General features: G+C 66.7%; 12 protein-coding genes and 1 pseudogene. 9 read left to right on the top strand and 4 right to left on the bottom strand.

Features of this window, described 5'->3' with window-relative positions; all coding sequences use genetic code 11:
- Positions 1 to 26: 26 nt before the first annotated feature.
- Complete coding sequence (locus tag LJ737_RS17130) at positions 27 to 1,142, bottom strand: type I restriction endonuclease (protein WP_227767935.1); 1,116 nt, start codon at positions 1,140 to 1,142, stop codon at positions 27 to 29.
- A 379-nt stretch (positions 1,143 to 1,521) separates the two neighbouring features.
- On the opposite strand from LJ737_RS17130, the gene LJ737_RS17125 reads away from it, so the two are divergent.
- Positions 1,522 to 2,520 (top strand): N-acetylmuramoyl-L-alanine amidase family protein, encoded by a 999-nt coding sequence (locus tag LJ737_RS17125; protein ID WP_227767933.1) that lies wholly within the window; start codon positions 1,522 to 1,524, stop codon positions 2,518 to 2,520.
- A 3-nt stretch (positions 2,521 to 2,523) separates the two neighbouring features.
- Here the strand turns inward: LJ737_RS17125 and LJ737_RS17120 are convergent, their stop codons facing one another.
- Together LJ737_RS17120 and LJ737_RS17115 are read right to left on the bottom strand one after the other, a co-directional pair.
- Entirely contained in the window at positions 2,524 to 3,795 is a 1,272-nt protein-coding gene (locus LJ737_RS17120) for a PAS domain-containing protein (protein WP_227767931.1), read from the bottom strand.
- Between the two features lie 171 nt (positions 3,796 to 3,966).
- Positions 3,967 to 4,206, bottom strand: a complete 240-nt coding sequence (locus LJ737_RS17115) for a hypothetical protein (RefSeq protein WP_227767929.1) — start codon at positions 4,204 to 4,206, stop codon at positions 3,967 to 3,969.
- 113 nt (positions 4,207 to 4,319) lie between these two features.
- On the opposite strand from LJ737_RS17115, the gene LJ737_RS17110 reads away from it, so the two are divergent.
- The 8 genes and pseudogenes from LJ737_RS17110 to LJ737_RS17075 all read left to right on the top strand — a co-directional run bounded on the left by LJ737_RS17110 (position 4,320) and on the right by LJ737_RS17075 (position 15,423).
- Positions 4,320 to 6,644: an efflux RND transporter permease subunit gene (locus LJ737_RS17110; RefSeq protein WP_227767928.1), complete on the top strand. Its 2,325-nt coding sequence runs from the start codon at positions 4,320 to 4,322 to the stop codon at positions 6,642 to 6,644.
- Between the two features lie 47 nt (positions 6,645 to 6,691).
- Entirely contained in the window at positions 6,692 to 7,279 is a 588-nt protein-coding gene (locus tag LJ737_RS17105; RefSeq protein WP_227767926.1) for a hypothetical protein, read from the top strand.
- A 129-nt stretch (positions 7,280 to 7,408) separates the two neighbouring features.
- Positions 7,409 to 7,768 (top strand): putative signal transducing protein, encoded by a 360-nt coding sequence (locus LJ737_RS17100; protein WP_227767924.1) that lies wholly within the window; start codon positions 7,409 to 7,411, stop codon positions 7,766 to 7,768.
- A 77-nt stretch (positions 7,769 to 7,845) separates the two neighbouring features.
- Positions 7,846 to 9,201: an SWIM zinc finger family protein gene (locus LJ737_RS17095; RefSeq protein ID WP_227767921.1), complete on the top strand. Its 1,356-nt coding sequence runs from the start codon at positions 7,846 to 7,848 to the stop codon at positions 9,199 to 9,201.
- Positions 9,198 to 10,738 (top strand): annotated as a pseudogene (locus LJ737_RS27275) (DUF5691 domain-containing protein). Before LJ737_RS17095 ends, LJ737_RS27275 begins: the two are co-directional and overlap by 4 nt.
- Before the next feature lie 80 nt (positions 10,739 to 10,818).
- Positions 10,819 to 11,919, top strand: a complete 1,101-nt coding sequence (locus LJ737_RS17085; protein WP_227767920.1) for an ATP-binding protein — start codon at positions 10,819 to 10,821, stop codon at positions 11,917 to 11,919.
- A gap of 76 nt (positions 11,920 to 11,995) precedes the next feature.
- The gene (locus LJ737_RS17080) at positions 11,996 to 13,093 is read left to right on the top strand and encodes a ligand-binding sensor domain-containing protein (protein WP_227767918.1); all 1,098 of its coding nucleotides are present in this window, start codon (positions 11,996 to 11,998) and stop codon (positions 13,091 to 13,093) included.
- A gap of 2 nt (positions 13,094 to 13,095) precedes the next feature.
- On the top strand, positions 13,096 to 15,423 hold the full coding sequence (locus LJ737_RS17075; protein ID WP_227767916.1) for a DUF5682 family protein: 2,328 nt from the start codon (positions 13,096 to 13,098) through the stop codon (positions 15,421 to 15,423).
- A gap of 261 nt (positions 15,424 to 15,684) precedes the next feature.
- On the opposite strand, the gene LJ737_RS17070 is transcribed toward LJ737_RS17075, so the two are convergent.
- Positions 15,685 to 18,372 carry a M1 family metallopeptidase gene (locus tag LJ737_RS17070; protein ID WP_227767914.1) on the bottom strand — a complete coding sequence of 896 codons (2,688 nt, stop codon included), beginning with the start codon at positions 18,370 to 18,372 and terminating at the stop codon, positions 15,685 to 15,687.
- Between the last annotated feature and the right edge of the window lie 193 nt (positions 18,373 to 18,565).

Below are 18,565 nucleotides of genomic sequence, written 5' to 3'. Positions count from 1 at the left end.
TGTACTGCCGTTGCTACACGAGCATTTTATGCTAGCGGCGCTTCTTTGATTCGGGTTTCGTGCCGCTCTACCGCAGCCCGGATCCGCGAGGCCAATCCGTACAAGTCGTCTAATGAATCTATATCCACCCTCTCGCCGCCTTCCTGATCAAAGAGGGTAACGAATTTTTTGCTCCCGTTGAAATGTAGGCGGCAGATGGGCTTGCGGTTGTTATCATCGAGCAGAATTCCGCAGTAGGATTGCACGTCGCGCATCACCACCCGGCTTACCGGCACCATTTTCCGCAGAATAGCGCGCACAATCATAAAACCCTCAGTTTCCTCAACCGTCGTCACGATATCCTTGTCTTTGCCGTCGGGTTCAGCTACTACGGCGGTTTCTTCGGGTTTCGCCGCCACATATTCGCTGGTAAGTATTGTGGTGCTGTTGGGCTCGACCAGCGCTGCCCGCAGCCGCAGGTTAATCTTGTCGTTCAAGAATTGCTGAAACGAGCGGTGCACCAAGGCGCTGAATTGCTCTTTCAGTTTCGGCGTCAACACCCCGTCGTAAATCTGCTTGGAAACGAAGTGAATGAAGTCGTTGGAAGGCTGGTGAAACTGTTCTTCGAAGTACTTCTTGAATGCCCGCATGTACTTCAGGTTGTAAGCGGCAAACAGCATGTCGTCTATGCTGAACGTAGCCTTGCTTAGCTTCCTGAGTTCGGTCACGTCGTTTTCGTGGAAGTTAAACAAATCAAACTCCAGAAATGGACGCTCATCCATTTTATTGGGCTGCTCCAAATCGGTGAACAGCTTGTATGTGACGCCGTTGGTTAAAATAGCAATACGTGCTTCGGTGACGTGGAAGTAGCGAAACAGTTGACCAGCATGGTTGATGTTTAGGTCCGCACCGACGTGCTTGCACTCAATTAGCATGATCGGTTTCCCGTCGCGGAAGATGGCATAATCGACCTTCTCCCCTTTTTTGGTACCGATGTCACAAACAAACTCCGGCACTACTTCCGTCGGGTCGAAGACATTATATCCCAAAGCGTTGATAAAGGGAAGCACCAGGGCATTTTTGGTTGCCTCTTCCGTTTGAATGTGTCCGACTTGCTTTTGCACCCGCGAAGCAAGATTGGTGAGTTGATCTATTAGCTCCATAGAGTAAATGGTTAAATGGTGGGCAATAAACCTAGTAGAAATATTTTTACATACAAATGAAATTCTCCAAAATAACTGCAGCAGCTTGCCTCACTATCAAGCCGTTCTACAGAAGCGTCTAATGTTCACTATATCTACTTCCTTAAGGTGATTTGCTGGGTTTATTCTTCCCGCGGCAACTCCTATCACTACTTTTGCGCTAGACCTTACTTTTCCGTTTCGATTCCGATTACCGCCCAGCTTTACCCGTCGTTTTTTCGCTAGTTAGCCTTACCTGCCCAGCCCTTCTTTCCAAACCCGACCCTACGCCGCTTTGCGAATACTTCTGCTCCTTCTCCTGCTTGTTCCGGTTGCAGCCTTTAGCCAGCATTTTCGCAAGGTGGTTCCCAAACGCGGCGACGTAATTTCGACGCTGCTGGTGCGCTACGGGCTGAATCCGCGCTACTACGAGCGGGAGTTTGTGGCGCTGAACAAGCCCCTGCTCGGGCCGCGCAACAGCCTGCGGGCGGGCAAAACCTACCGCCTGCCGGCCCGCAAGTCGGCCGCCCAACTGGCCGCGAAAAAGCCCGCGGCGGCCCGCGCGGCCGCCGGCCGCGCCGAAGTGGTCAAGGCCGTGAAGGGGCGCAGCGGCAGCACCGCGGTGCTCTTTGGCAAGTACGGCCGGCCCACGGCCAGCGACCGGGCCCTGGGCGGGGCGGTGTTCTACCTCATGTCGGGCCACGGCGGGCCTGACCCGGGCGCGGTGGGCCAGTACGGCAACGCCAAGCTGGCCGAGGACGAGTACGCCTACGACGTGACCATCCGGCTGGCCCGGGTGCTGATGGAGCACGGCGCCACGGTGCACATGATTGTGCAGGACCCCGACGACGGCATCCGCGACGAGGGCGTACTCAAAATGGATGCCGACGAGCTGACCTATCCCAACCTGACCATTCCGCTGGGCCACGTGGCGCGCCTGCGCCAGTACACCAACGCCGTCAACCGCCTGCACGGGCGCTACGGCAAGAAAACCTACCAGCGCATGATTACCATTCACGTCGACAGCCGCTCGGCGGGCCTGAACACCGACGTGTTTTTCTACCACCACGAAAAAAGCGCCGTGGGCCTGCGCCTGGCCAAGAACATTCACCAGGTCTTCAAGCGCCGCTACCTGCGCTACCAGCCCAACCGCCCTTACGTGGGCACCGTTTCGCCGCGCACCAGCCTCTACGTGGTGCGCAACAGCTACGCCCCCACCGTGTTCATCGAGCTGGGCAACATCCGCAACAGCAAGGACCAGCGCCGCTTCGTGCTGGCCCAGAACCGGCAGGCCCTGGCCAACTGGATCTGCGAGGGCGTCATCAACGACTACCAGCGCAAGACACTGGAAGGTCAATAAGCCTTATTCAGCGGGTTCGGGCAGAGCCTGCACCACGCCCAGCAGGCAGCGCGGCCGGCCGAAGGCGTCGTGGCTGATCCAGCCGCTGGCGGCCACGCGGTGCGCCGTGCCGTCGGGCCAGAGCACCCGAAACTCCTGCCGCGGCCAGTGGCCCTGCACCGTGGCCTGGGCCAGCGAGGCCTGCACGGTCGCCGCGTCGTCGGGGTGCAAGACTGCGCTCAACGCTTCAAAATTGGCGGGGGCCTGCTCCTCCGTCGGCCAGCCCAGGCAGGCGCGGGCGCGGGCGTCGGACTCCAAATGATTGGTGGTCAGCTCCCAGCTCCAGAGGCCGGCGCCGGACGTTTCTTGCAGCAGGCGCACGCGCTCCTCGCTTTCTCGGTGGCGGCGCTCCTGCTGCTTGTGGGCGGTGATGTCGCGCCAGACCACGTGCAGCAGCGCGGCGTCGCCGTCGCGCAGGGGCGTGAGCACGGCCTCCACCCAGATATGCTCGCCGGTGAGGCGGCACAAGATGCCTTCGCAGCGCTTGGACCCCAGGCGCAGGGCAGCGGCCACCGAGTCGCGGAAATACAGCTCGGAGCGCACGCCGGGGCGCTGCTCCACCGGGGCCAGGTCCCAGGGGTAATGGCCGATGATCTGCGCCTTGTCGGTGGCGCCCAGCAGCCGGAGCACGGCCGCGTTGCAGTCGACGAACCGCTCGTTTTGCAGCAGGGCGGCCGCGTCGGTGCTCTGCTCGAACAGCTGACGGAATTTCCGTTCGCTGGCCGCCAGGGCCTGGGCTTCGCGCTGGGCCTGGGTCACGTCGAACAGCACCAGCTGGCAGCAGGCGTGGCCGGCGCCGTCGGTGGCGGCCCCGGCCTGCAGTAGCACCCGCCGCGGCCCGCTGGGCAGCTGCAGGGTTTCTTCGTGGGCGGCGGGCCGCTCGGCGTGCAGCAGCGCCGAGAGGCGCCCGGCGCAGGCCAGGCGCTGGTCGGGCTCGACGAGCAGCAGGAACGGGCGGCCCAGCAGGTCCTCGGCCCGGTGCTCCAACAGCTCGGCGGCCCAATGATTCAGGTAGGTGATGGTGCTATCGGGGCTGAGCGTGCAATGGGCCACGGGCAGCCGCTCAACGGCCGCGCCGGGCGCGGCAAACCAGCTGCCGGGCGCGGGCGCGCCGTCGGCCGCGTTCGGCACCGCCGGGGCTGGGGCGGGCCAGGCATTGGGTAACAACTGCTGCCCGGCGGGGCTGGGCAGCAGCCACGCGTTGGGCGACTTCGACACAAAATCCTGCTGACTCATCAACACTGCGCCCCCTGCGGCGGGAATACGTGAACCTAAAACAAACCAAGCCTACGCGGCGGCAACCCTAACGCACGATTATACGAAATGGTAATATACTGGGTGTAAAATATATAAATAAAAAAGCCCCGCACCAAACCGGCGCGGGGCGGAAGCTAAGGCGTAGCCGGGCTACAGCGACTTCGCAGCGGGAGCCGGAGCCGCGGCCGGCGTGGCAGCGGCGGCCGAAGCGCCCTTTTTCATGCAGCAGGCGGGCGTGCCGGCCGTGGCGCCTTTCGAGGCGCAATGGGCTTTCATTTCGGCCGAGCAGTTTTCTTTCTTCGCGCCTTTTTTGTCTTTGTCTTTGCCGTCGTGGGCAGAGGCGGTACCAACGAAAGCGAACAGGGCCAGGGCGAGCAGGGCGTTTTTCATGGGGCAGAAAGTAAGAGGTGGAAGAACAAAAGCCGGAAATGGGTGGTTGGCTCAGCGCCGGCCCTAATCTACGCAACGCCTTCGATACCGCCGCCTCACCTTAGTTCCACCGCGTGCTTCGTCCCCGCTCCCTTAGCTACCTCACCCTGGCCGCGCTGGCCCTGCTCGGCCTCGTGGCCCTGACCGGCCTGCTGCGGCTGCGCTTCAACTACAACTTCAACGACTTCTACCCCAGCGGCGACCCGGACCTGAGCTACTACCAGGACTACGCCCGGCGCTTCGGCAACGACAACGACTACGTGCTGGTGGGCCTGCAAGCCCCGGCCGGCCGCACCGTGTTCGACGCCGGCTTTGCCCGCCGAGTCGACGCGTTTACGCGCTTTGCCCAGCGCCAGCGCGACGTGCGCCAAGTCGTGTCGCCGACCACGGCCAGCAACCCCATCGTGGAAGGCCTGGGCGTGTTCAACGTGCCTTACCTGCACCTCGACCAGCTCCGGGACCCGACCAGCCGCGCCCGGGATTCCAGCCTGATTTACCGCACGCCGGGCCTGGTGGGCAATCTCTTTGCCCCGGACGCCCGGGCCGTGACGGTGGTGCTGCAAACCACGCCCGACCTGAAAAAGCCGCCCGGCGACACGCTGCTGGCTAGTCTGAACGGGGAGCTGCGCCGCCTGGGCATTGCGGAGGCGCAGGCGCACTTCGGCGGCAAGATGGTGGCCCAGTCGGTGTTTGTCGACCGGCTGCGGGTGGAAATGGCGGTGTTCGTGAGCCTCTCCGTGCTGCTGGTGATGGGGCTGCTCTGGCTCACGTTCCGGGCGTGGTGGGGCGTGGTGCTGCCCTTGTCGGTGGTGGCCGGGGCCACGGTGGGCGGGCTGGCGCTGGTGGGCTGGTCGGGGGCGGGCATCGACCTGATGACGGCCCTGCTGCCGGTGATGATGTGCGTGGTGGGCATTGCCGACTCGGTGCACCTGCTCACGCGCTACGTGACCGAAACCGGGGAAGGCACGCCCACGGTGCCGGCCCTGCGCATCAGCATGAAGGAATCCATGTTCGGCTCGGGCTTGTCGGCGCTGACGACTTCGCTAGGCTTTTTCACGCTCACCACCAGCCACATCCGGCCCATCCACAACTTCGGCCTGTACACCGGGCTGGCGGTGCTCATTGCCTACGTCCTCTCGTTTACCTTGCTGCCGCCCCTGCTGGTGCTGCTGCCGCGGCCCCAGCAGAAGTTCGGGGCCGGGCGCAGTTGGGACGGCCCGCTCATGCGCCTGCTCGACTGGGTGCTGCGCCGCCGCGGCCTGCTAGTGGGCACGGCCGCCCTGCTGGTGGTCGGCGGGCTCACGGCCGCCGCGCAGCTGCGCATCGAGTCGCGGCTGCTCGACGACTTGGCCGACGACGACCCGGTGCAGCTGGATTTCCGCTTTTTCGAGCGCAACTTCGCCGGGGTGCGCCCCTTCGAGCTGCACCTGCTCCCGCAAAATGGCCGCACCGTCTACAGCCTCGACGTGCTGCGCGAAACCGAGGAAATCGAAACGTACCTGCAACGCACCTACGGCCTGCGCTTCGTGGCTTCGCCGGTAACGGTGGTCAAGGCCCTGCGCAAGGCGCTGAACGGCGGCGGGCTGGCCGAATACCGCCTGCCCGACTCGGAGGCCGAGCTGCAGCGCCTGCTGCGGCGGGCCCGGCCGTTTCGCAAAAAGCCGGAGTTTCGGGCCCTGGCCCTGGAGGACGCCCGCGAAGGCCGCCTGACCGGCCGCATGCCCGACCCGGGCAGCACCACGGTGGCCCGCCTGAACCGGGGGCTGCAGCAGTTCTTGCGCACCCACACCGACGCCCAGGTGCTGCGCACCCGCCAAACCGGCTCGGCCCTGCTCATCGACAAAAACAACCAGAACCTCACCCGCGACATGCTGCTGGGCATCGGCATGGACGTGCTCATGGTCACGGTCATCGTGCTGGCCCTGTTCCGCTCGGTGCGCATGGTGCCGGTGGTGCTCATTCCGAATTTGCTGCCCATCGTGGTGGTGGGCGGGGTGATGGGCCTGTGCGGGGTGCCGATGAAGGTTAGCACCAGCATCATTTTCACCATTGCCTTCGGCATTGCCGTCGACGACACCATTCACTTCATCAGCAAGTTGCGCCTGATGCTGGGCAAGGAGCCGACGGTGGAAGCGGCCGTGCGCCACACCTACCGCCTGGCCGGCAAGGCGGTCATTGTCACGTCGTTGATTCTGGTGGGCGGCTTCAGCACCCTGCTCTTCTCCTCCTTCGACGGCACTTTCTACGTGGGCCTGCTCATCGGCCTGACCTTGCTCTTCGGGGTGGTGGCCGAGCTGACCCTGCTGCCCATCCTGATCCTGCACTTTTACCGCCGGCCGCGGGTGGGCCGGGCTCGGCACGGGGCGGTGCTCCGGCCGGCCGAAGTGCCCGTGCAGTAGCGGCCGGGGCCAACTCCTGCGGCGGCGGCCCGTACTTTTGCCCAGCTATGACCTACCCCTTCTGCCTGCTGCTGGCCGCCACGCTGGCCGTGCCGACCTTCGCCCAGACGCCCCCTCCCGCCCCCGCCGACGATGCGGTGCCCCGCCTGATTCAGGAGCGGGAGCAGCTGATTCGCGAGTACGAAGCCGCCAGCGCCCAGCGCAACGCCTTTTTGGCCAACAAGCCCTCCAAAAAGGACCTGCAGGAAGTTATCGACGCGCTGAAGGGCATCATCCGCAAGGACTCGGAAATCGTGCAGGCGCTCAAGGCCGGGGAGCTGCGCCGCCAGGCCAGCATCGTGGCCGAAAAGCAGCAGGCCGTGCAGCAGGCCACCGTGGCCCAAACCGACCAGACGTCTACCAAGGAGCGGTTCTACGACCTGGAAAACCAGATTGCCAACCTGGAGCTGCGCGACAAGCAGCGCGACAAAAAGCTGCGCGAGGCCGAAGCCGCCGTGCGCGAAGCCGAAAGCACCCGCACCACGCCCCAGCTGCTGGCCGTGGGCCTGGCCCTGCTCAGCCTGGGCTTGCTGGCCTACGTGCTGAAGCTGCGCGGGCAACTGAGCGGCGCCGCCCGCCGCGGCAAGCGCCGCTAACCGCACCGGGGGCTGGGGCGGCTGTAGCGCCGAAGCGCGCCGGCCAGCTGCCCTTCGTGGCCCGCTGCGCCCGCAACGGACTAGCTGTTTCGCGTCGTTTCCGGCCCGCCGGCGGTTACCTTTGCGGGGATGCTCGTCGTGGCCGCCGAATACCTGACTTATGCCGAGGCCGTGGGCCTCTACCACCGCCTGCACGACGAGGCCGGCATTGTGAGCTTGGTGAAAAACTACGGCCCGGCCACCCTGCCTTTTGGCGACGGACTGTACTTCCGCCTGCTCATCGAGGAGGAAGACGTGGCCGCGGCCCAATCCATCGTGGAGGAATTCGAGCAGCGCCGCACCGAGCGCGCCGCCGTGCGCTGCCCCTACTGCGGCTCCTACCACGCCTGGCCCGCCCCGGCCACCGACCGGCCCTGGTACAAGCGCCTGTTCTACGCCGGCACCACGCTCTACCGCTGCCAGCAGTGCGGGCAGGAGTTTTCGGGCTAGGCGACGCGGCGGGCGGCCGCCGCGTCCTAACTTGCCGGCGGCGGCCTTGGCCGCGGCGTATCTAGTTACTCGCAGTTATGTGGACCGAAGATCAGGCCCGCGCCCTCATTCCCGATGCCGGCACGCTCAAGCGCGGCTTGGAGCTGGCTAGCCCGCCCAAGTGGCAACACCTCGGCCGGACCGACACGGCAGCCTGGGGGGAGTGCCAGGGCAGCGGTTCCAAACCTTACCAGACCGGCATCGACCTCACCGAGCCGGCCTTTAAGTGTTCCTGCCCGAGCCGAGTATTTCCCTGCAAGCACGGCGCCGGGCTGCTGCTGCTGCTGGCCCGCCAGCCCCAACTGCTGACCGGCACCACCCCGCCGCCCTGGCTGCAGGAGTGGCTCGACAAGCGCCACGACGCGCAAGCCAAGAAAACCGCCCCCGCGCCGCCGGCCGCCGAGCCGGTGGCCGCCCCGGAGGCAGCGGCGGAACCGGCGCCGGGTGTGGCGGTAGCGCCGGCTCGGCTGGAGCGCATGCAACGCGGGGCCGCGGAACTGCTGCGCTGGCTGCACGACCTGATTGGGGCGGGCCTGGCGCAGACCGAAAAATTGCCCGCCAGCTTCTGGGAAAACCAGGCCGCCCGCCTCGTCGACGACCAGCTCCCGGGGTTGGCGGCGGCGTTGCGGGAGCTGCCCGAGCTGCGCCAGCAAGGCGCCGACTGGCCCGCCCGCCTGCTGGCCCGGCTCGGCGAATTATACCTGCTGGCCGCCGCCTTCGGGCGCCTGGCCGAGCTGCCCGAGGCCCTGCGCGCCGACGTGCTGCAGCAAGTGGGCGTGAACGTGAAGAAGGAAGACGTGCTGGCGCGGCAGCCCGCCGTGGCCGATACCTGGCAGGTGCTGGGCCAGGTCACCGTCGAGGAAGAGCGGCTGCTGGCCCGCCGCAGCTGGCTGTGGGGCCAGCGCACCGGGCGCTACGCGCTGGTACTGGAATACGCCTTCGGCGGGCAGGCCTTCGCCACGGCGCTGGTGCCCGGAGGACAGTACCGCGGCGGCCTGGCCTTTTACCCCGGCGCCCTGCCCCTACGCGCCGTGCCCACGGCCGACTGGACCTTTCAGGGCCTGCACGACGACATTCTCGACCCGGGCGGCGCGCCCAACGCGGTGCTCGAGGCCTACGCCACGGCCCTTGGCCAACGCCCCTGGCTGCGCGAGTGGCCCGCCACGCTGACCGAGGTGGTGCCCGTGCGGACCGCGGCGGGCGGCGTGCACCTGCGCCACGCCGATAGCGGCCAGGAGTTGCCGCTGCACCCCAGCAGCGAGCTGGGGTGGGAATTGCTGGCCGTCAGCGGCGGCTACCCCATCAACGTATTTGGCGAGTGGGACGGCCGCGCACTGCTGCCCATCACCTACACCGGCGCCCCGGCCCCCGCCGCTACCACTCCCGCGCTATGAACCCTGCCACCGACTGGCCCCAGCTACTGCAGGTGGCCTTGCTCGGCACCCGCCAGAGCGGGGCCGCGCTGCCCGCCCTACCCGAGCTGCCGGCCCCGGCTGACGCGCCCGCCGAAGCCCGGGTGCTGCGCACCGCCGGCGCGCTGGCCCTACTGCGGCGCGCCGGCTACCAAGCCCTGGCCGCCGCGGACACTGCTCCTGCTGCCGCCGGACCCGAAACCCAGCCCACGCTCGGCCCCCAAGGTCAGGAGCTGCTGCGCCAACTGCTCGGCGGCCACCACGCCGAGGTGTTGCCCGATTACTTGCGCCAACTGGTCGCCCACGGCCGCCGCGTGCCGCACCGCTTGCTCGTCTCGCTGCTCGACTACGCCCACGGCCGCCCCGAGCTGCGCGAAACCGCAGCGGCCGTGCTGGGCGCGCGGGGCCGCTGGCTGCTGGGGCTGAACCCGGCCTGGGCGCCGCTGCTGGCAACCGCCCCCGACGACGAAACATGGGCCACCGGCACGCCCGCCCAGCGCCGCGCCGTGCTGCTGGGCCTGATGCAGCACGCGCCAGACCGCGCCCGCGCGCTGCTGGCCGAAGCCCTGCCCCAGGAGCCGGCCAAGCAGCAAGTCGCCCTGCTCGGCACCCTCGCCGGGCATCTGCGTCCCGCCGACGCTCCGCTGCTGGAGCCGCTCTGGCGTCCAAAAGCAAGGACGTGCGCCAGCAAGCGGCCAGTCTGCTGGTGCGCACGCCCGGCAACGCCCTGGTGGAGCAGCTCTGGCAGCACGCGGCGCCGCGGCTGACGCTGAAAAAACCGCTGCTCGGCGCCGCCCGGCTCGAAGTAAGCCTGCCCGAGACCTGGGACCCTGCCTGGCAAGCCCTCGGCATCGAGCCCAAGGATGCGCGCTTCGGCGGGGAAAAAGCTGCCTGGCTGGGGCAGCTGCTGGCCCTGATTCCGCCGGCGCGCTGGGCCGCGCATTTTGGCCAGACGCCCCAGCGGCTGCTGGCCCTGGCCGCCGACGGCGAGTGGGCCGCCCTGCTGCTGACGGCCTGGCGCCACGCCCTGCAGCTGCACCGCGCCGCCGATTGGGCCCGCGCCTACCTCGTCCTGCAGCTGGAGCGCGACGAACTGCCCCCCCTGCTGCCCGCCGCGCTGGCCGAGCTGCTCAGCCCGGCCGAGCTGGCCGACATCCTGCTGGCGCAGCTGCCGCCTCAGCCGCGCCTCACCCAGCCCGAAGCGCGCTGGGAACCGTTGCTCTTTGGCCTGCCCGGCCCCTGGCCCCCGGCCCTGACCGCGCAGGCCGTGCGCATCGTCGAGCACACGCTCGGCGCCGCCGGCCCCCGCTACGCGTTTCACTACCGCCTCCTGCAGTTGCTGCGCCACATGCAGCTGGCCGTGCCGCCCGAGCAGTACTCGCTTTGCGCCGACGCCCTGGGGCCCCTGGGCGAGGTCGAAACCGCCCTGCACCAACCCATCAACCAGCTGCTCGACGCGCTGTATTTCCGCCAGCAGCTGGCCGGTACCCTCGCCGAGCCGCCGGGGCCAGACAGCTAAGCCCCGCCGCCCATCAACTGCTGCCAGCTCCCCGATTCAACCTCCAGCTTTACCACGCTACCTCCCCTTACCTCTCCGCCATGCCTGCCACGCCCCCTACCGACCACATCCTGCGCCCCCACGCCGAGGTGCAGTACGCCGAAGAACTGGCCGCCCTGCGCGCCGCCGACGACCGGCCCAAGCCCCCCGGCTGGCAGCTTTCCCCCTGGGCCGTGGTCACGTACCTGCTCGGCGGCACCCTCGACAACGGTGTCTCGATCGAGCCCAAGTACATCGGGCAGCGGCGGCTGATGGAAATTGCCGTGGCCACCCTGGCCACCGACCGCGCCCTGCTCCTGCTCGGCGTGCCTGGCACGGCCAAAAGCTGGGTGTCGGAGCACCTGACGGCCGCCATCAGCGGGCACTCGAACCTGCTCATTCAGGGCACGGCCGGCACCTCGGAGGATGCCATTCGCTACTCCTGGAACTACGCCCGCCTGATTGCCGAAGGCCCCTCGGCCGCGGCCCTGGTGCCCTCGCCCCTGCTCAAAGGCATGCAGGACGGGGCCTTGGTGCGCATCGAGGAGCTGACGCGCATCCCGGCCGACGTGCAGGACACGCTCATCACCGTCCTTTCCGAAAAAGTGCTGCCGGTGCCGGAGCTGGCCACCGAGGTGCAGGCCACGCGCGGCTTCAACGTCATTGCCACCGCCAACGACCGCGACAAGGGCGTGAACGAGCTCAGCAGCGCCCTGCGCCGCCGCTTCAACACCGTGGTACTGCCGCTGCCGACTTCGGTGGCCGAGGAAGTGCAGATTGTGCAGTCGCGGGTGGAGAAAACCGGTCGGGCCCTGCAGCTGCCGCCCACCACGGCCGCCCTGGAGCAGATCAGCCGCTTGGTGACGGTGTTCCGGGAGCTGCGCGCCGGCGTGACGGAGAACGGCAAAACCAAGCTCAAAAGCCCCAGCGGCACGCTGAGCACCGGCGAGGCCATATCGGTGCTCAACAGCGGCCTGGCCCTGGCCGCCTACTTCGGCGACGGCACCCTGCAGGCCGCCGACCTGGCCGCCGGCCTCACCGGTGCCGTGGTGAAAGACCCGGTGCAGGACCGCGTGGTGTGGCTGGAGTACCTGGAAACCGTGGTGAAGGAGCGTGACGGGTGGAAGGACCTGTACCGGGCCTGCCGGGAGGTGGTGGAGTAGCAGGAAGTGGGTGTGTAAACGGGTGCCTTTCCGCATCAAATAACGAAAAACGCATCACCCCACTCTCTGCACAGCTATGCTTATGCACGTCAAGTCTGTTGTTCGGCTCTTCGTTGCTTGTTTGCTCATGACCTTGACCAGCTCAGCCGGTCCGGTCAGCATCAACCGCTATCCTCCGGCGAGCAACGGCTACCGGGATATCCTCACGGTAGGCAACCAAGTTTGGGGACTTACCAGTTCTGGCGCCATTCAGATCATTGCCCTCGACCAACCCAACCAGGTTGATAACAGTCGGCACTTGGTGGCCGATGCCTTTTCGAAGGATACCCACAACAACGTTATTCTTCTCAAAGGCACCAAGGTATCGGTGCTCCCTAACGGTGAAGACGTGGGCAAACGAGAGCAGGAAATCAACCGCACGGCGGCCCATTCGGCGTTTGGCATTCTGAGTGACAGACAAGGCAACCTGTTTACCATTACAACTGCGGGCATTGGGGCGGCTTCTTCGGGCAAAGTGTATTTCCCCAAAAAGTCGCCCAACTCCCAAATCAACCTGCAGTCGACCTGGGGTAAGCCGGCCGCTTATTTTATCGACAGCGCCGACCGCATCTGGGTCGGCTTTGGCTACGGCGAATGGGGTGGCAACGTCTTCGTTTTCGACACCCAGGAGAAACAGTTCCTGGCTCCCGACTTTGGCGAATTTCGCATCGAATTGAACCCAATCAAATCCATATTCGAAGCAAATTCAACTGTCTATCTGACCTGCGGCTTGCATCATTTCACTGCGAGCGGCTGCATTGTGGGCTTTACCAACTTGCAGGCTCGTTTCCTTCTGCAGAGCGAAGCTGCACGGGATTCTGCCGACGGAAAGTTCTTTGTCAAATCCGGCGAATACATCGGGCCCGGTGCCTTTAACGCCTCCAATCAATGCCTGTATTTTTACTCGCAGAACGGCATTTTTCGCGGCCCCGCCCAGTCCGATTTGTCAAGGCTGGCGAATTGGGAAAAAGTGGTGCAGCCCAAGTTGCACTGGACCAACGGTCAGCGTGACGCGGTTGGCTCTCCGATGAATGTGTTGAAAATAGCTTTTACCGCCGACAACACGTTGGTTTTCCTTTCTCAGAACGACGGCATTGGCCTATTCGACGGCCGTGCCCTGCGGATGATTGATTGAGTATGCCCACCGACCTGCGCCTCTACGGCATCCGCCACCACGGCCCCGGAAGCACCGCCTCGCTGCTGCAGGCGCTTGATGCGTACCAGCCCGACATCGTGCTGCTGGAGTGCCCCGCCGACGGCGAAAAGGCCCTGGCCGAAGTAGCCAACGCGGCCCTGCAGCCGCCGGTGGCCCTGCTCGTTTATAACCCCAAGCAGCACCAGCAGGCCACGTTCCTCCCCTTTGCCTACTTCTCGCCCGAGTGGCAGGCCGTGCGCTGGTGCCAGCAGCACGGCGCCCACCTGCGCGCCTTCGACCTGCCCATGACCCTGCGCTTCGCCCTGCCCGACTCGGTGGAGCATGTGCCAGGCGACACCGCTGCGCCTGCGGAGGAAACGGACGAAGCCGCCCAGGCCGCGGAAACTGAAGCCCTTCCCGTTCCCAATACCCAGCCCGCTGACGCAGCTACTGCCGAGGGCGGGCCGAGAGCCGAGGCCCCGCTGCGCCTCGACCCCATTGGCCACCTGGCCCAGCTCGACGGCTACGCCGACGGGGAGCGGTGGTGGGAGGCGCGCATCGAGCACTCGGCCGGCCACGCCGACGCCTTCGCGGTGGTGCTGCAGATGATGACGGCCCTGCGCGAGGAGCTGGCCCAGCCCGAATCGGCGGAAACCCTGCTGCGCGAGGCCTACATGCGCGAAACGCTGCGCGCCACGCTGAAGCAGGGCTACCAGCGCGCGGCGGTGGTCTGCGGGGCCTGGCACGCGCCGGTGCTGCGCATCGAGGGCCTGGCCGGCTACGCCAAAGACGACAAGGCCCGGCTGAAGGGGCTGAAAAAGGTCACGACCGAAGCCACCTGGGTGCCCTGGACCTACGAGCGGCTGGCCCGGCAGTCGGGCTACGGGGCGGGCGTGTTGTCGCCGGCTTGGTACGAGCTGCTGTTCGAGCAGCCCCACGCCACGGTGGTGACGCACTGGATGGTGCGGGCGGCGCACTTGCTGCGGGCGGCGCAGATTGACGCTTCCTCGGCCCATGCCATCGAAGGAGTGCGGCTGGCGGAGGCGCTGGCGGCCGTGCGCGGGTTGGCCCTGCCGGGCATCGAGGAGCTGCAGGAAGCGGCGGTGAGCATTTTCGGGGGCGGCTATGCCGAAGCCCTGGACCTGGTGCACCAGCAGCTCGTCATCGGCGAGAAGCTGGGCGAGGTGCCGGAAGAACTGCCGGCCTCGCCCCTGCAGCAGGACTTGGCGCAGCAGCAGAAGGCCCTGCGCCTCAAACCCGAAGCCACCCAGAAAACCCTGACCTTGGACCTGCGCAAGGACACCGACCTGGGCCGCAGCCACCTGCTGCACCGCCTGCAGCTGCTCGGGGTGCGCTGGGGCCGGCCGCAGCGGGTGTCGGGCAAGAGCGGCACCTTCCACGAAGTGTGGGAGCTGCAGTGGCGGCCCGAATTGGTACTGGCCGTGCTCGAAGCCGGGCGCTGGGGCAATACCATCCTTGCGGCCGCCAGCGCCGCCGCCGGGCACCGCGCCCAGGAGGCCCAGGACCTGGGCCAGATCAGCCAGCTGCTGGAAGAAGCCCTGCGCGCCGACCTCGCCCCCGCCCTGCCCGCGCTGGTGGCCCGGCTCGAAACCATCAGCGCCGGCACCCGCGACGTGGCCCACCTGCTCGCGGCCCTGCCTCCGCTGGTGCAGGTGCTGCGCTACGGCAACGTGCGCCGCACCGAAGCCGGGCAGGTGGCGCAGGTGGTGCACCACCTCGTGCCGCGCCTCTGCATCTCGCTGCCGCTGGCCACCACCGGCCTCGACGTCGACGCGGCCCGCGCCTTGCTCGATAGCCTGGAAGCCGCCCACCAGGCCGTGCGCCTGCTGCCCGACGACAGCCAGCACGCCGACTGGTACGCCGCCCTGCAGGCCGTGGCCCGGCAGCCGACCAGCAGCGGTCTGCTGGCCGGAGTCGCCGCCCGCTTGCTCTTCGACGCCCAGCAACTACCCGCCGACGATACCGCCCGCCTGCTCGGCCTGGCGCTGGCCCCCGCCCAGCCCACCGCCTACGCCACCGCCTGGATCGAAGGCTTCCTGCGCGGCTCGGGCCTGCTGCTCATCCACAACCGCACGCTCTTCGACCTGCTCGATGCGTGGCTGGCGGGCCTGGCGGAAGAAGCGTTCCAGGAAACCGTGCCCCTGCTGCGCCGCGCCTTCGCCGACTTCAGCCAGCCCGAGCGGCAGCAGGTGCTGGCCCTGGCCGTCAGCGGCCCCGGCGCCGGCCCGGCCACTCAGCTCGTCGACCTGGACCTGGAACGGGCGCACCGGGTGCTGCCGGTGCTGCGCGAGCTGCTGGGCGTAGCGTGATTAGACGCCCACGGCATCGGATGAAAAGCAGGCCGTCATCCTGCGGCGCAGCCGAAGGACCTTCCTCACACCCTGCACCGCCGCTACCGACGAAGTACTGACGCTTTTTTGGTAACGGCAGTAATATGTAAGTGCAGCCACCAACATCCGGGCGTTGGTGGCTGCACTTTTCGATTGGTGCCGGGCTGGAGGAAGGTCCTTAGCTACGCCGACCTTCGGTTCGCGCTGTTCGGGATGACGGACGAAATTCTTTGCCTTCTACTACTGCGCCGTCAGCTGCTCGGCCCGGAACAGGTCGTCGGCAGCTTGCTGGAGCTTGGCGCGCAGCTTGGGGTTGTACTGCGGGTGGGCGGCCAGAAAGTCGCGAACGGTATTGGCGGCGGTGGGCGTCTGGTAGTAGCCCAGCGTCGCCTGCAGCCAGCTGTAGGGAAAGAAAATGTCGCCGGTCTGCTGAATCTGCTCCAGCAAAGCGAGGCTCTGGGGCAGGTATTTTTCGGAAGCGGCCACGCGCAGCGGGTGGTGCAGGTAGCCCAGCGCCGACACCACCCAGGCTTCCTTCTCGCGGTTGTGCTCGTCGGCCAGCCCGGCGAAAAAGGCGTCGCGGGTGGCCTGCTCGGGCGCGAGGGCGGGCATGAGGAAGCGCAGGCGCTGCTGCCGGTCGGGGTTCTGAATGCGGCTGAGCTGCCGGGGCAGAATGGGGTCCGGCGCGGGGTAGTCGCGCACGGCCAGCGCCAGGGCCAGGGCGGTGTAGTCGTCTTCGGTGAGCTTGACACCGGCGGGCGGCTGCTGCCGCTCCCACACCTGGTAGAGCCGCTGCTGGGCCGCGCGGCTCAGCGCCACCGATTGGTAGGCCTTAAACAACAGCTTCTTTTGATTCGGAGCCGGGTTCTGCTCCAGGGCCCGCCACAGCTCCTGCTCCAGCGTGGGCGCCAGGGCCGCGCGCTGCGCCGGCAACAAGAACTTCCAGTACAGGTCGCCGAGCTGCCCGGTGAGCAGGCGCAGGTTGAGCTCCTCCCGCTCGTGCAGCAGGCGCTGCCGGTACACGTCGAGCAAGGTGCGCGGGGTGAGGTAGCGGCGGTTGAGCACGTTTTCGTAGAGGGTGACGTAGGCCGCCGCCCGCGCCACCGGCTCGGGCAGCAGCGCCAGGCGCTGGCCCAGCACCTGGCCCAGTTCCTTGTAGCTGTAGCGGCGCGGCAGATTCAGCTGGTCGTCCAGCGGAAACACGCCGTAGCCCAGGCCCGAGGAATTGAACTGCACAAACGCCGGCACCGGCTCCCCGGCGGCCGCGGGCACCGCCACCCGCGACTGATTTATGTTCACCGTCAGCTCCTTGCGGCGGCCGTCGGCGTACACCAGCTGCAGCTCAACCAGCTGCGGCCAGAGGCGCGTAGAGCCGTCCTCGGCCCGCTGCGTCAGGGCCAGACTGGTAATCGTGCCCGCGTCGGTTTTCAGCTCGTAGTCGAATATCGGGCGGCCGGGCTGGTTCACCCACATCTGGTTCCAGGCCTGCAGGTCGGCGGGCGTGCGCGCGTCCAGGATCTGAATGAGCTCGGGCCAGCTGGCGTTGCCGAAAGCGTATTTCTTCAGGTACTCCTGCAAGCCCAGGCGGAACGCCTCTTCGCCCATCAGCCGCTCCAGCTGCCGCATCATGATGGGCGCCTTGTGGTAAATGATGTTGCCGTAGAGCGAGCCGGCATCCCGCAGGTTGTCGAGGTTCTGGCGGATGGGGTTGGCGCCGGCGGTGCGGTCCACGCCGTAGGCGGCCGGGTAGTGGTCCACCACAAACTTGAGGTCGTAATTGGCCCCCGGCACGGCTACCTGGGTGATTTTGTCGGCCATGAAGTTGGCAAACACCTCCTTCATCCACACGTCGTCAAACCAGCGCATGGTCACCAGGTCGCCAAACCACATGTGGGCCGTTTCGTGGCTGATGAGCGAGCTGCGGGCCAGCAGCTGGTCCTGGGTGGCACCGGCGTCCAAAAACAGCGTGCTGGCCTTGTAGTCGATGGCTCCGACGTGCTCCATGCCGCCGTACTGAAAGTCGGGCAGAGCAGCGAAGTCGAGCTTCTTGAACGGGTAAGGGATGCCGGTGTACCGCTCCATAAAGCTCAGCGCGTCGCGGTGAATCTGGAAGATGGGCCCCAGGCTCAGGCGCAGCTTGTCCGGATCGGTTTCGCGGTGCAGCAGGCGCATGTTGCGGCTGGCGGCGCTTTGGTCAACGGCCTGAAACCTGCCCGCCACGAAGCTGAACAGGTAAGTACTAATGGTGTCGGACGGGGCGGACGAGTAGATTTCCGCGTCCGGCACCATCCCGTCGACGGTTGGCTGGATCGAAGTCAGCGGGGCATTCGTTAGCACCTGCCAACCGCCGGGCACATGCAGCCGGAGTTGAAAGGATGCCTTCAGATCGGGCTGATCGAACACCGGAAACACCGTGCGGGCGCGGTCGGGCACCAGCAGGGTGTAGAGGTAGTCGTCGTTGCGGTTGAGCGAGAGGTTACCGGCCAGGAACTCGATACTGATTTCATTCGGGCCCACGCGCAGCGCGGCGGCGGGAATAATCAGGTGTTCGTCGCGGTGGTCGATGGGCACCGGCTGGCCGTTCACCGTCAGGCGCTGCAGCCGCTCTGTCTGCTCTTTGAAATCGAGCTGCAGCGGTTGCGCCACGGATTTCAAGCGGAAGCGGATGATTTCCGAAGCCACGATGTCCGCCCGTTTTTCCGTTGGCACCATCAACTGCAACGCGTAGCCGAGGCCGCTGAGCTGCTGCCGGCGATACTCGGCCAGGGCGCGGCTCACGCCCGGTTCTACGGGCACGGGGGCCGCCGACGCGGTTTCGGCTTCCTTGGGTGCGTCCAAGGGCCGGGCGGGGCGGGTGCTGGTGCAGGCGGCAGCGCCCAGCAGCAGCCAGGCGCCCCAGCCGCGTAGGGCGCGGTGGCGTCGTTTCATGCGAGGAGCAAAAGCCCGAAATTACCCGAAACGCGGCCACGCAGCTACCGCCCTGGCCCGCCGGGCGCGCCCAGGAGTTGCCTGGCCCGGTTTCCCCTGCGTACTTGCCAGCCCAACCGCCGGCTTCGCGTGCTGGCCGCGCCCCAGCCGCCCCCGATGCCCAGGCGCCGCCCGCCTCGCCGCTTTCCCTCAC

Origin of the sequence: Hymenobacter sp. 15J16-1T3B, assembly GCF_020711235.1 — a bacterium.
Lineage (GTDB): Bacteria > Bacteroidota > Bacteroidia > Cytophagales > Hymenobacteraceae > Solirubrum.
Note: the sequence above shows the minus strand (reverse complement) of the source record. Positions and strands in the feature narration are given on the sequence as shown.

Excerpts from the sequence above, each read along its gene's own strand:
- LJ737_RS17120 (WP_227767931.1), bottom strand. The coding sequence starts at position 3,795 with ATGAGTCAGCAGGATTTTGTGTCGAAGTCGCCCAACGCGTGGCTGCTG.
- LJ737_RS17080 (WP_227767918.1), top strand. The coding sequence starts at position 11,996 with ATGCTTATGCACGTCAAGTCTGTTGTTCGGCTCTTCGTTGCTTGTTTG.
- LJ737_RS17075 (WP_227767916.1), top strand. The coding sequence starts at position 13,096 with ATGCCCACCGACCTGCGCCTCTACGGCATCCGCCACCACGGCCCCGGA.
- LJ737_RS17095 (WP_227767921.1), top strand. The coding sequence starts at position 7,846 with ATGTGGACCGAAGATCAGGCCCGCGCCCTCATTCCCGATGCCGGCACG.
- LJ737_RS17115 (WP_227767929.1), bottom strand. The coding sequence starts at position 4,206 with ATGAAAAACGCCCTGCTCGCCCTGGCCCTGTTCGCTTTCGTTGGTACC.
- LJ737_RS17070 (WP_227767914.1), bottom strand. The coding sequence starts at position 18,372 with ATGAAACGACGCCACCGCGCCCTACGCGGCTGGGGCGCCTGGCTGCTG.
- LJ737_RS17085 (WP_227767920.1), top strand. The coding sequence starts at position 10,819 with ATGCCTGCCACGCCCCCTACCGACCACATCCTGCGCCCCCACGCCGAG.
- LJ737_RS17105 (WP_227767926.1), top strand. The coding sequence starts at position 6,692 with ATGACCTACCCCTTCTGCCTGCTGCTGGCCGCCACGCTGGCCGTGCCG.
- LJ737_RS17130 (WP_227767935.1), bottom strand. The coding sequence starts at position 1,142 with ATGGAGCTAATAGATCAACTCACCAATCTTGCTTCGCGGGTGCAAAAG.
- LJ737_RS17100 (WP_227767924.1), top strand. The coding sequence starts at position 7,409 with ATGCTCGTCGTGGCCGCCGAATACCTGACTTATGCCGAGGCCGTGGGC.